Source organism: Shinella sp. SUS2 (assembly GCF_001262505.1).
Classification (GTDB): Bacteria; Pseudomonadota; Alphaproteobacteria; order Rhizobiales; family Rhizobiaceae; genus Shinella.
Map to the genome: position 1 here is coordinate 1 of NZ_KQ410770.1, position 13,010 is coordinate 13,010.

The following is a 13,010-nucleotide window of genomic DNA, read 5'->3' on the forward strand; positions in this document are numbered from 1 at the left end:
CTGACCGATAACGGCATCCAGTTCACGTTCCCGCCGCGCTACGCCGATGGCCCTACGGCCACTTACATCACGCACATGTTTGACATGCGTTGCCGTGAGAACGGGATCGAACACCGGCTCACCAAAATCAAGCATCCCTGGACCAACGGCCAGGTCGAGCGAATGAACCGAACGATCAAGGAAGCGACTGTCAAACGTTACCACTACGACAGCCATGCCCAGTTAACCGCCCACCTTCATGACTTCGTTGACGCCTACAATTACGGCCGTCGGTTAAAGACACTGCGCGGCCTAACGCCCTACGAATACATCTGCAAAATCTGGGCAACAGAGCCGGGACGGTTTAAACTCAATCCGCACCATCAAATGCCGGGACCAAACACCTAAAGCTGCGACAGTGCCTTGTCGGTCCGCTCGCGCGCTTTCTTCGGCAATTTCGCCTCCTTGATCGCCTGTACATTGGCGGGGTTCTCTCCCACAACGATCACCGCAACCATACCCATACTATAATGCGGCGTGCACTTTATGACATAGACTCCGGGCGTATTGAACGTCTGCTTTACTGTTTCATTGATCTTTCCCTTGAACAGCTCTGCGCCGTCAGGAACCATGTTTTTTATGGCTTCAGCGTTGTGGCCCTTGTCCTTTGGCACAAAGGTGACAGTGTCGCCGACAGCGATTTTTGACAGAAGCGGCTCGAACACCATCACCCCATCGGAGCCCTTGTTGAGCATATCAACTTCGAAGTCCGCAGCGATTGCGCTACTGCCTATCAACACTGAAACAGCGCCTCCGATGAGAGTCGTTGCAAAAAGATTCATTGTTTTTTCTCCTTGATATTTATTCAGCCGACGACGGCAGCGTGGGTGATGGAACTACGGGCGTGAGGCAACCCTTGTCTGAACATAACAACCATGGATGCCCGTTCAACCCAAGGAAAAACGTAAAGTTCCGCTTTGATGCCGATTTGGCCAAGACGGAGAATTCGAAATCTACGGGTCCGCATGGGTAGGGCGACTGACCCTCGCGGTGATAGTCCACAGATCTCCCACCAGTTGAGGTGGAGGTTACCTCCCATCGTTGACGTGAAGCTGGCGGACAACCAGAACTTAGGCGTTTAGGTCATGGGGAAAAAGGCGGCGAAATGTCGATCTCGTCACCAGCGGCAGGCGGATACGTCGGTGACCGGAGACAATGTAAGCGTAAAAGCACTTCGATCAGGTCCGCTCGACGCCGTGCGGGACGTTCAACTCCCGTATCGTCTGTGTTCGCCTGACTCCAGAACAAGATCCACCATGATATCAGGTTTTCCGGCAAGGCTTGAACGGATACTATCCGGATCCAGCAGCGTGAAGACGGTCGAGAGAGCGTCTGCTGTCGTGGCGTCCGGCGCCACGACAGTCAGGCGCCGATAAGACGCGCTGGCATTGCCGTTGCGCGGGTCGAGGATATGGCTAAACCGGCGTGCGGTGTCGAATTGGAAGCCGGCCGGGCTGGATGTCGCAACCGCCCGGTCGATAAGATCGAGAACGCTGTCGGGACGTTCGGCGCCCTGGAGGTCGGCAAGGCCGATGCGCCACGGAGTGCCGTCGCCCTGCGCGCCAATAGCTCGACCTTCACCCATGTCCACCATGCTGCTGGTGATACCCGCATCCCGCAGCAACGAAACCACGCGGTCGGTGACATAGCCTTGAGCTATGCCGTTCAGCGTCAGCGCCATGCCTGGCCGCTTGAACACGATGCCGTCGCGGTTGAAGCGGACCGCGTCGAAGCCGACTCGCGCGACCGCCTGTGCGATTTGTTCGGGTGGAGGGCCGTCGGGATCCGCGCCGGGTGCCGAGAAATGATCGCGATAAAGCGCCCAGAGCGGCTGTATGGTCGGGTCGAAAACACCGCTGCTCTCATGCCAATGGTGGTGGCAGGCTTCGAGCAGTGCTACCAGATCACCGGATGGTGCGGCCAGGCCACCGACTCGGTTCAGCTCGCTGATCGCGGATGTGCTCCTGTAAAGGCTGAACACCTCTTCCAGCCGCGACACCTCCGTCACGACGCGGTTGATCAGCAACTGGGCCTTGTCCCTGTCCTCGTGATGTAGGATAAGCGTCGCAGGTGCACCCAGCGCCTGCCCTTTCCAGGTGACCGCATGGGTCGCCGCCCGCGCGGGCCGTATCAGGGGTAGGCCAGCGGCTGCGGCGAATATCGCAATGGCGCGGCGGCGGGTGACAATACTAGCCATTTGTCTGTCCTTTCCCGGGTTCTACGAAATTTTCCGGCGTATTCTGTCTCTCAGCATCGTCCGTCGTCGACCCTAGCACGTAATCGCGAGGAACTTCTTCGAAGCTGACAACGCGGCCGCCATGCTCGCCGGCGAATTTGTCGGCGGCATCACGCGTCGAAAACGGTACCGCCTCGTCCGTGCCCATGCCGCCGCGCAGCCCGCTGCCGATCACGAAGAATGCGAGGCGCGCATCGATCCAGTTATCGGCTCCAGGCTCTTCCCATGTGGTTGCCTTAGCCATATCCGACACATAGATGGCCGCAATGTCCTTTGGCTCCTCTGGCAGCATCGTGAATGCGAGCGTGTCTCGCGCCGAACTGAACCAGATAGGCTCTGGGATTTGGGACATTATAATCTGTCCCTTGGGGCCCGGATGTTCCAGAACATTCATCCCACAATAACGGCCCATCGCTTCCTCGGTGAGCGCGTAGGGTGCTGGTGGCGTCGCGTCCTTTTCCTCGCTGCAGCCTGATAAGAGAAGGCCGCAGAGCAAGAGTGCGATGACGGGAGCAATCTTCATAGCTCTCTCCTTGAGAATATCCTAAGCGCGAGCGCAAGCGGCGCGGCGATCCAGGCGACGAGAGCAGCAACGAGCATGGGCCCGTTGAGCCCTGTATGTCCGGCGATGCCGCCGAGCCCCGAAAGCGCGCCCGCCTCTCCCGAGCCCAGATTGAGGAGTCGATAGGCATCGGTCGGGTTGAGGACGAGCAGGACATCGAGAAGTCCGCTGGGCAGCGGCCGGCCTTCTGCTGCCACCAATGCTCCCAGCAGAGCCATGTCGTAGATCAGTACAAAGAACAGCCAGACGCCGATCGCGATGCCGCCGGCCGTGCTCCGCTCGCTGGAAAGCGCGCTCGTTACATAGCCGATAGCGATGAATACCATGCCGAGCAGGATTGATGAAGCAATCATCGCCAGGAAGGCCCACCAACTGGCCATGCCAATCTCGGTCCCGGTCATCGCCAGTGCCGCAGCTGCAGTGCCATAACCGAACAGGGTGGCGAAGGCGAGGATCGCCAGATGGCCGAGGAATTTGCCGAAGACAATCTGCCGCCGACCGATCGGATAGCTGATCAGGAGCAGCATCGTACCACGTTCTACTTCGCCGACGATCGCATCATGCGCCAGCAGCAGTGCAATCAGCGGCACCAGGAATATGGTCAAACTCGACAGGCTGACGATGACGACATCGAGCTGGTTGACGCCGACATTGCCGGTCGGCGCGCTGCCGAGGAAGGACAGAGTGAGCGCAAGGGCTGCCAGCAACAGCGTCGTGGCCAGCACCCAGCGGTTCCGCAGGCCTTCTTGGATCTCCTTGCGCGCCACGATCAATATATTGTTCATCGCGTCATCCCCCGCCCCCCGAGGAAATGGGCGTAGAGTTCATCGAGCGTTGGCTCCACCACATGCAGCGCCGCAACCGCGGCGGGATCGGCCGTGACGTCCCTGAGGATCGAGATTTTGTTTTCGGGCGCGACCTCCGCCTCGAAGGTGCGGTCCCTGATCGCCTTCCAGGCGACCTGCCCGCCGCTCGGAGCGGTTATTCCCGCGCCATCTGCCAGCGTGACACTGATCCGGGTCGGCAGGCGGGCGATGCCCCGCAGCTTCTCCAGCGTGCCGTCGGCGATTGCCACACCCTCGTTGACGATGATCACCCGGTCGGTGCGATCTTCGAGTTCCGTCAGCGCATGCGAGGACAGCAGGATCGTTGTACCAGCCGATCGCAGGCCGGATACCAATTCATAGAAATTTCGTCTCAATGCCGGATCAAGGCCGCTGGTGGGCTCGTCGAGCAGCAGGATGCGCGGTGCGCCGAGCAGCGCCTGCGCCAGTCCCAGTCGTTGCCGCATGCCCTTGGAATAGGTCCGGACGGGGCGATCGGCTGCAGCCGGCGCGAGCCCGACGCGCTCGAACAGGCCCTCCATGTCCGACATATCCACACGTTTCAGTCGTGCATAGAAGGCAAGCGTCTCGCGGCCCGTCAGCGCCATGTGGAAGGAGACGCTCTCCGGCAGGTAACCGAGCCGCTGGCGCACAGCGAAATCGCCCCGGGCCGGGTCTTCGCCCAGCACCTGCACCGTGCCTTGCGTCGGCCGGATGAGGCCGAGCATCAGCTTGATCAGCGTCGTCTTGCCCGCGCCGTTGTGGCCGACAAGGGCCACCGTCTGGCCCTGCTCCAGTTCGAAGGAGACATTCTTGACCGCCTCGATCCGGCCGTAGCGTTTCGCCACGCCTGATAATGTGACCGTGGGTGCCGTCACTGCAAACCGTCTTTCTGTCTTGTCGGTGCCATCAACGGATGGCTGTCCACCACGCCGCCCGGCAACAGCGCCGGAAACTGGACCTGCGCCCAGCGGATGATCTGCACGGCCGGGCTCGAAGTGAGAATCTTGGCCTGCGGCGAGGTCCACAGGACCTTGTCCATGAGGTCGTTCGGGCGATAGGCCCTATCGCCGATTCCGTCGCCATCAAGGTCAAAGGCCGGGTTGTCGCTCCAGTAATTGCCGCGCCCATTCACCGACCAGTCAAGGTAGCGGGTGCCGACATATTTCACCTGGTTGCGATTGTCGATGAAGGCATTGCCGGTCATCGTATTGCCTTCCGACCCGGCGGTGAAATGGATGCCGATGGCGCAGCCCTGGAATTCGTTGCTGAGCAGCTTGTTCCGGTTGGCATTGTAGATGAAGACGCATTTCTCCGGCCCGAGCCGCATGCCGCCCTCGACGGCGCCCGTCGTCTCGGCATCATCCTTCACGCCATGGCCGGAATCCTGGATGCCAGCCATCGTCCAGCGGTCCGCCGGTTGCAGCCGCCCGCGTACGATGTTGCCGGATATCGTCGAACTGTTGGCCGAATTCAACAGCAGGCCGTGGTCGCGATCGCCGTCGGAGATATTGTTGATGATCTTCAGCCGGTTGGAGAACATGATGGCGTAGCCGACCGAATTGCCCGTCGAGACATTGCCGCTGATCTCGCTGTCATTGGTATACATATAATGGACGGCGAACCGCAGGTCCCGGAAGCGGTTGCCGCTGAAGACGTTCTTCTTGCTGGCCATGGTGGCGATACCGTCGCGGCCGAAGCTGATGTCGTTATCGACAACCTTGCCGCCCGGCGCGTTCCATATCGATATGCCGCTGCCGAACTCGCTCATCCGGCCATCCTTGAGACCGACGATGACGTTCTTCCGGGCCAACGAGTCCTTCGCGCCGTGGAGATAGATGCCGAACAGATTGCCGGTGAGGGTGTTGTTCTCGATGATCGCGCCGGTCGCCGTCCGGGCGGCGAAGATGCCGGAATCCAGCGTCGACAGGTTCATGCCCGAGCCGGTGACCTCGATGCCGCGCACTGTAACCTTCTCCGCCTCGATGGTGACGACGCTGCCCTCGCCGTTGCCGACGATGCTGGCTCCATCCTCGCCGTCGAGCGTTACCGGCTTGTCGATGACCAGCGGCCCGTCGTGCCGGCCCGGCTTGAGGCGTATCCTGTCGCCCGGAGCCGCCGCTTTAAGAACGGCCGACAGCGTCGGTCCGTCGGAGGGTGTGACGATCCATTCCGCAGCCAGCGCAGCCGAAGGAATGGCGGCCAGAAGGGCCGCCATCCAGAGTTTTGCCAGTCGGTACCGCATCAGGCCGATTTAGGCTCCACCAGCATGCGGCCCTTCATTTCCATGTGCATGGCATGGCAGAACCACGAGCAATAGTACCAGTAGACGCCAGGCCGGTCGGCCTTGAACGTCACCGAGGCGGTAGCCTGCGGCGCGACCTCCATGTTGATGCCGTAGTTGACGATGCAGAAGCCGTGCGTCAGGTCCTCTACCTCGTCAATATTGGTCACATACACAGTGACTTCGTCTCCCTGCTTGACCGTGAACGATTCGAGCCCGAACGCCGGCGCCGACGAGGTCATATAGACGCGCACCTTGTTGCCGTCGCGAATGATCTCCGAGTCGATGAGCAGGTCGATATTGTCCTTCTTGGCCTGTTCCACGGCATCGGCGAAGAAGACATCATCACGGCTCCAGACGCTGACCGGATTGATCTTCGAGGCATGCACGATCGTCGCGTCATGCGGCTCGGCGAAGGTCGGGTTGTCATGGACAAGCACCATCTGGTCGCCGGAAATGTCGATCAACTGGTCGCATTCGGGCTTCAGCGGGCCGACATTGAGGAACCGATCCTTCGAGAACTTGTTCAGCGAGATCAGCCACTTGCCGTCGGCCTCCTTGGTCTGGCCCATGGAGGTATGGTTGTGGCCAGGCTGGTAGTGGACGTCGAGCTTCTGGCGGATCGGATCGACCTTCTCACCGGCAAAGGCGCGCTTGGCGTCCTCGATGTTCCATTTGCAGATCTGGCTATCGATGAACAGGGTGGTATAGGCGTTGCCCTTGTTGTCATAAGCCGTGTGCAACGGACCGAGGCCGAGTTCCGGCTCGGCGACCACCACATCGCGCGGCTTGATCTTGTCGTCGAAGAGATCGTCGAACTTGCGCACGTCGAACACTGTGACGGTCGGGGACAGCTTGCCGGCGGCGACCACGTGGATGCCGTCGGGGGCGGTGTTCATGCCGTGCGGGCCGTTGGAAACCGGGACATAGCGGGTGTAGGCGGAACCCGCACGCCCGTCGATCACCGGCACGCCGTTCATTTCCTTGTAATCGCCCTTGGCGACGGCTTCCTCGATCCGCTTGATATTAAAGATGACGACCCAGTCCTGCTCCTTCGACATCATCTCTTCGAGCGTGACGCCCTTCTCGGAATTGTAGCAGGTCGCAAAGCAGTATTTGCCCTGGTAGTCGGCATCGACATTGTCGAGGTTGCCATCGACGATCACCTGCCATGCAACCGTCATGGTCTCGCCGTCAACCGCGGAAAAGATCGAGAAATATTCGGCGGGCTTGTCGAGGATCTTGCCGTCGTTCGGCAGCGGCACGCCGTCCTCGCCGTTGCAGAACACATAGCCGGTCTTGGGGTATTTCTGCACGCGCAGGCCATGAACGGTGTGCTGGTTCGGCAGTTCGATGATCTTGTCGCATTTCATGACGTCGAGGCGGATGCGGCAAACGCGGGTATTGGACTTGTCGTTGGCATAGAGATAGCGACCGTCATAGGTGCCGTCGGTGAAGGACAAATGCGGGTGGTGCAGGTCGCCGTTGTGGTAGACGCCGCCCTTGTCCTTGAGATACTCGACCGTTTCGGGACGCAGCCCTTCGGTCATCACCTTCAGGCTTTCGTTGGTCTGGCCCCAGCCGGTGGCGCTGCATCGGTTGAACACCGGAATGCGCATGAATTCGCGCATCGACGGCAGGCCGACGATGCGGACTTCGCCGCTCTGGCCGCTGGAGAAGAACGTGTAATATTCGTCCAGTTCGCCCGGCTTGACCTCGTAGGACAATCCTCCCTCGGTGGCGGCCTTTGCCGGCGTAGCGCCTCCGGCAAAGGTCAGCGCGCCACCGGCGGTGGCGGCGCCTGCCGCCGCGACGGCGGCGGTTGACCCCAGAAGCTGGCGTCTGTTCAGGCGCGGTTGCGTATCTTCGTTGGACATGGTGTCTTCCCTTTCTGCTGGTATTGCTGGCGTGGGCAGGCTGCCCGGCGCCGAATTCAGGTTTTCTTTATGGCCTCGCCATTATGGGTGACGACGGTTCTGGGCGGGCTTTCACCGCGCGATGCCGGCGTCGACAGAGCCATGAACTTTTCCCGTTTCAGGCGGACCTGGATCATGTGCGGGCAGCGATGATCATCGTGATAGAGTTCCTGGCAATGCATGCAGTAGATACACTCGTTGACATTGATCTGGCCTTCCGGATGAATGGACTGCACAGGACATTCTTTGGCACAACGCTGGCATGGCGTGCCGCATTCTGGCCAGCGCTTCAGCCATTCGAACATGCGGATCCGGCCGGGAATGGCCAGCGCCGCACCGAGCGGGCAGAGATAGCGGCAGTAGAAACGTTCGATGAACAGGCCGGCGGCCAGAAGCGTCAAGGCGAAGATGACGAAGGGCCACTCGCGGGCGAACTTCAGAATGATTGCCGTCTTGAACGGCTCCACTTCCGCGAGGATTTCGGCATAGGCCATCGAATAGAAGGACAGTCCGAAGAGCCCGAGGAAAATGATGTACTTGATCGGCCAGAGGCGCTCGTGCAGGCCCCATGGCACCTTCACCTGCGGAATCTTCAGCTTTACGGCAACCTTGTTGAGCAGTTCCTGGAGCGCGCCGAACGGGCAGAGCCAGCCGCAGAAGGGGCCACGTCCCCAGAACAGCAGGCCGGCGGCAACCGCGGCCCAGAGAATGAAGATCAGCGGCGCCGCCAGGAAGAATTCCCACCGGAAGGACGTAACGAGCGAATTGATGAATGTCAGGACATTGACCACGGAAAGCTGGGCATTGGCGTACCAGCCGAGCCAGACCAGCGTGAAGACGAGATAGCTGGTACGGACCCAGGCAAACAGTTTCGGACGCTTCACCAGCCAGTCCTGGAAAAAGAAGATCCCGGTGAGCACGAGAAGGGCGGCCACGGTGATGGCCATCGTCACGCGGTTCATGTCCCAGATGCTGACCCATAGCGGCGGCGCGTCGGGCAGTGGTTCGGTCCGGGTCGCCGCCGCCGGCTCTTCGGCAGAAGCGTCCGTCCTGGCCGCAGCAACGGGCGTCTCCACCCGGGTGACTGTGTAGTAGGAAGAAGGAAGCGTATAGCCGAGATTGAAGGCGATGGCGGCCTTGTCGCGCGCCACGGTGCTGCGCTGCGCGAGCAATTGCAGTTCGAAGGGTTCGGTCACATCGAACTGGAAATCGGTAGGTACGACGAAAAGGGCGATCTCACGCAGGCGAGGGGCGCCGTCCGTTGAGAAGGCCGAAATCCTGGTATGATTGCGATCCCTGAAGCGAAGGCCCTGGCCGTTCTGCAGCAATTCGATGCGGTCGAAAATGCCACCCCGGACATAGCCAGAGCCCTTGAACGAATAGGCGCCGTCGCCCGCGACGAGGAGAGCTGACTGGCCCGGCTTCAACCGGGACTGGAGCCGCTGATAGCCTACTTCGCCCAGCAGCGTCTTGCCGATGACCGGCACGCTGACAGGGGCGATGTAAAGATCGATGAATCTGTCCCCGGGCTGTGGTGTTTCCGGCTTCTTCGCCGCCTCGGCGTGGCCGGCATCCGCGAAGGCTTGCGAGACTTCGCCGACCGTCAGGCGCAGGCTGCGGATCGACCCGTCGCCGAGCAGCGTCTGCCAGTCGCTTGCTTCCGTTTTCGAAAGATCGAGCGTCCTCTTCTCGGTTACCGCCACCGTAGCGACGACGCCTTCGCCGCTTAACCGGTTGCTGCGAATCAGCGCCACCGCCGAGCGCACGACGCTGTCGCTCATCACCAGGATGGTCACGGTGGCGCCGCTGACGATGTCCACCTGCGGCGGGCGCTCCTGACCGGCGGCGACGCGGCCCATATCCTTGCCGATGATCGAGTTCAGGCCGGCGACGACATCCTTCTCGGGAATGCCGATCAGCACGATCGGCTCCTTGTGGTCGACGAGCTTGATGCCGCGAATAATGCCCGATCGCTCGATACCAACGACGATATGGATGGGCTTGCCGGAATAGCCGATGGAACTGGTGAAATCGGAGTTCAGATAGGCATAGCCGAGAAGTTCGTCTCCCCGGTAGACAGGCGCGATGGGGGGATCGCCCTCGACTTCGCCAAAGCGGTCGGCACCTTCAAACAGTTCGGACGGCTGGACCTTTTCGAGGAATGTTGGCAACTGACCGTCAGCCATAGCCGGCGAAGCGATTGTCACCGAGAGGCAGATGGCCGCTAGCCAAAGAATGCTCAACAGCCAGGCTGGACGTTTCCAGGTAAATTCCATTTCGATGCGTCTCTCTTCTGGTAAGTCACTGGCCACTCCAAGGATCAGTTTAGGCAATCGTTCATTGAAATCAAACACCCATGTTCAAACTATTGTAGACTGTTATTCGGCACGTAATGGCACGATCGAGGAGAAAATTATGGTTAAAAGCGAGAGCGATTCATGGGAGGTCGCGTCGATGAATGAACTGCTGGCGCTTGCCAGGTCGATGGAACAGGAGGCGATCGATGGATATATCGCGCTGGCGAAGCGCATGCAGGAGATAGGCCAACCTGATCTCGCCGGCGTCTTCGAGGCTCTTGTCACAGAGGAGGAGGGCCATCTGGGTAAGGTGGACGAATGGCAGACGGCGATTGGTCAACCGAAATCCGCCATGTTGCATCCGCCGGAAGTGCTGTTTGACGACGAGGGAGCGGGCATCGTTGCGCCTGAACTACTGAGTGCGTATCGCGCCTTCTCAATGGCGGTGCGCAACGAAGAGCGCGCCTTTGTCTTCTGGACTTATGTCGCCGCACACGCGAATTCTGCAGAGATCGGCAAAGCCGCCGAGCGGATGGCGCACGAGGAACTGGGTCACGTCGCAAAGCTGCGCAGCGAACGCAGGCGTGCCTTTCATGTCGAACGCCGCACCTCCACGGACATCGTCAAAACGGATCTGGTATTGCTAGAGATGCGGCTCGCCAATCACCTCATAACGCTGGCGGCGGCTGAAAAAACGGCCGATTCAAGCAGACTACAGGCGCTGGCGGAACAAGCACGAACAAGAGCCGAAGAACTTGTCCAGAACCCGTTCTCGTCCGCGCCGCTTCTCGAAGCTTTGCCTGATACGGCCGTAGAACAGGCTTTGCCGCTCTGCGAACTGCTGACCGACTGCTACATCGATCTTGGCCAGACCGCGCCCGACGAAATCCAGCGCGACCGTGCCCAACGGTCTGCTGCGGAAATGATCCATTGTCTAAGGGGTGTCCGTAGTTGGCAAGCGCGTTGAAAACGATATCGCTTGCGATACGCCGCTGATCCGCACATTGCAAAGAGCGGATGGTTTAAAGAATGAGACAATCATCGGGGGCAGCGGAGGCGTCGCCTTAACCGGCTGGTGCGGATCGAGGCAATAGTCTATCGGCATGACTGACGATGCGTCCGCCCGATACAAACGCCACCGCTTTCCAGCCGAGATCATCGCGCATGCGGTATGGCTCTATTACCGGTTCCCGCTGAGCCTGCGCGATATCGAAGACCTGCTTGCCGAGCGCGGCATTGCCGTCTCGTTTCAGACCGTCTCAGAATGGACGACTAAGTTTGGCCGGAAATTCGCCCACCAACTCAAGCGGCGGTCGATCGGCAACTTCGCAGACAAATGGCATCTCGATGAGATGGTCGTATCGATCAAGGGCAAGAAATACTGGCTGTGGCGCGCCGTCGATGCCAACGGCTACGTTCTCGATGCTCTGCTGCAAAGCCGCAGAAACAAGGGAGCCGCTCTTCGGCTGATGCGCAAATTGTTGAAGAGCCAAGGTGTTGCGCCGCGCGTGATGGTGACAGACAAGCTGCGTTCTTATTCCGCCGCAAAGAGAGAGATCATGCTGGGGATCGAACACCGTTCGCACAAAGGGCTCAACAACCTCGCAGAAAATTCTCACCTTCCCGTTCGACGACGAGAGCGACGCATGATGCGGTTCAAGTCGGCAGGTCAATGCCAACGTTTCGTCTCAACCCACGGCCAAATTGCCAATCTTTTCCAACTTCATCGAAAACACCTGAATGCCGCTGATCATCGCCAACTCCGCGCCCTCGCCAGCGCCACCTGGCGTGAGATCGCGTTGCCGATCCAAGCCTGAAATTCAGGACAAAGAAATGATTGCGTCCTACGTCAGGTTAAGGCGACGCCACCCGCAATGGTGCCAACCGCCACGAGCGAATTCATGTCGGGCGCAAACCTCCACAAGGCGGGAAAGCCTTTTTTGTAGAAACGGATGCCGGGGCCGAAAAGAACGGCCGTTGTAAGCGCAAACTGAAGGTACCAGTTCCACTGCATTCCGATCGTGCGTATGATGAGGTCGTGCATGCCCGGGAGGAGATGCGAGCCCATCTCCAATACGAAGACCGGCAGGGTCAGCACCGCCGCAGTAAGGACGGCGCGCTGCAACTGCGCCTGCTCGCGATCCTTACGGGCGGCGTCCTCGTCCTGTTGCTGTGAACCGCCATCGACCACTCGGGCCGTATAACCCGCCCTTTCGACTGCCTTTATAAGATCGGCAGCGGTGGCATTTCCCTGCAGGCTCGCGCGCTCCGTGGCGAGGTTGACTGTCGCTTGCGTGACGCCTGGAACCGCATTGAGCGCGCTTTCGACGCGCCCCACGCATGACGCGCAGGTCATGCCCTCAATGATGACCTCGGTGTGGGTTGCGGGAACCGAATACCCCGCATCCTCAACCGCGGACACGAGGGCGCCGTGCTCGACGGGAGCAGTGAACGAAATATCGGCCATCTCTGTTGCCAAGTTAACACTGGCGTCCGCGACACCCGGCACTGCCTTCAGCGCATTCTCGATGCGACCCACACACGAGGCGCAACTCATGCCCTCAATGGGAAGTACTATTGGTTCGAACGAAACTGCATGATCTTTGAGCGGGGCGTTCATCGAGGCTCCTTGCGTACGAATTGCGGCATTCGTGACGTAAAATAGGGCTTCCCACCGTTGGAAGGTCAATAGCAAATTTATCAGCATTGGGACTTGACCTTCCAACGGTGGGAAGCTCTATCTGAAATGGCATGAGCGACGAACAGGAGATTCTCAGAGTCTGACTCGAAAAGCCTTCAACGATATCGGTACCTTGCAAGTCGCCTTGTGATCAGGCGAATGTGGGCGATGA

11 protein-coding genes and 1 pseudogene are annotated in these 13,010 nt (G+C 59.8%); 3 read left to right on the forward strand and 9 right to left on the reverse strand.

Going from position 1 to position 13,010, the window contains the following annotated elements:
* Nucleotides 1–387: integrase core domain-containing protein (locus AKG11_RS31725; RefSeq protein ID WP_245293370.1), on the forward strand; the 387-nt coding region annotated here is incomplete at its 5' end.
* Here AKG11_RS31725 and AKG11_RS31730 read toward each other — a convergent pair.
* The 8 genes from AKG11_RS31730 to AKG11_RS31765 form a co-directional block, all read right to left on the reverse strand.
* On the reverse strand, nt 384–821 hold the full coding sequence (locus AKG11_RS31730) for a pseudoazurin (RefSeq protein WP_050746871.1): 438 nt from the start codon (nt 819–821) through the stop codon (nt 384–386). The two genes, AKG11_RS31725 and AKG11_RS31730, sit on opposite strands and share 4 nt — an antisense overlap.
* A 425-nt stretch (nt 822–1,246) precedes the next feature.
* Nucleotides 1,247–2,236 carry an FAD:protein FMN transferase gene (locus AKG11_RS31735; protein ID WP_037094308.1) on the reverse strand — a complete coding sequence of 330 codons (990 nt, stop codon included), beginning with the start codon at nt 2,234–2,236 and terminating at the stop codon, nt 1,247–1,249.
* Complete coding sequence (locus tag AKG11_RS31740; protein WP_050746872.1) at nt 2,229–2,798, reverse strand: nitrous oxide reductase accessory protein NosL; 570 nt, start codon at nt 2,796–2,798, stop codon at nt 2,229–2,231. The genes AKG11_RS31735 and AKG11_RS31740 overlap by 8 nt, the downstream gene beginning before the upstream one ends.
* Nucleotides 2,795–3,622, reverse strand: a complete 828-nt coding sequence (locus AKG11_RS31745; RefSeq protein WP_050746873.1) for an ABC transporter permease — start codon at nt 3,620–3,622, stop codon at nt 2,795–2,797. The genes AKG11_RS31740 and AKG11_RS31745 overlap by 4 nt, the downstream gene beginning before the upstream one ends.
* On the reverse strand, nt 3,619–4,539 hold the full coding sequence (locus AKG11_RS31750) for an ABC transporter ATP-binding protein (protein WP_037094313.1): 921 nt from the start codon (nt 4,537–4,539) through the stop codon (nt 3,619–3,621). Before AKG11_RS31750 ends, AKG11_RS31745 begins: the two co-directional genes overlap by 4 nt.
* Entirely contained in the window at nt 4,536–5,906 is a 1,371-nt protein-coding gene (locus AKG11_RS31755) for a nitrous oxide reductase family maturation protein NosD (protein ID WP_050746874.1), read from the reverse strand. Before AKG11_RS31755 ends, AKG11_RS31750 begins: the two co-directional genes overlap by 4 nt.
* Nucleotides 5,906–7,822 (reverse strand): TAT-dependent nitrous-oxide reductase, encoded by a 1,917-nt coding sequence (gene nosZ / locus AKG11_RS31760; RefSeq protein WP_050746875.1) that lies wholly within the window; start codon nt 7,820–7,822, stop codon nt 5,906–5,908. Before nosZ ends, AKG11_RS31755 begins: the two co-directional genes overlap by 1 nt.
* Before the next feature lie 56 nt (nt 7,823–7,878).
* On the reverse strand, nt 7,879–10,137 hold the full coding sequence (locus tag AKG11_RS31765) for a NosR/NirI family protein (protein WP_050746876.1): 2,259 nt from the start codon (nt 10,135–10,137) through the stop codon (nt 7,879–7,881).
* On the opposite strand from AKG11_RS31765, the gene AKG11_RS31770 reads away from it, so the two are divergent.
* Complete coding sequence (locus AKG11_RS31770) at nt 10,079–11,125, forward strand: ferritin-like domain-containing protein (RefSeq protein ID WP_245290304.1); 1,047 nt, start codon at nt 10,079–10,081, stop codon at nt 11,123–11,125. The two genes, AKG11_RS31765 and AKG11_RS31770, sit on opposite strands and share 59 nt — an antisense overlap.
* Nucleotides 11,126–11,261: 136 nt before the next feature.
* Nucleotides 11,262–11,975, forward strand: a complete 714-nt coding sequence (locus AKG11_RS31775) for an IS6-like element ISRsp9 family transposase (RefSeq protein WP_050746878.1) — start codon at nt 11,262–11,264, stop codon at nt 11,973–11,975.
* Nucleotides 11,976–12,028: 53 nt separating this feature from the next.
* On the opposite strand, the pseudogene AKG11_RS31780 reads toward AKG11_RS31775, so the two are convergent.
* Nucleotides 12,029–12,778 (reverse strand): annotated as a pseudogene (locus AKG11_RS31780) (copper ion binding protein); the annotation flags it as partial.
* Between the last annotated feature and the right edge of the window lie 232 nt (nt 12,779–13,010).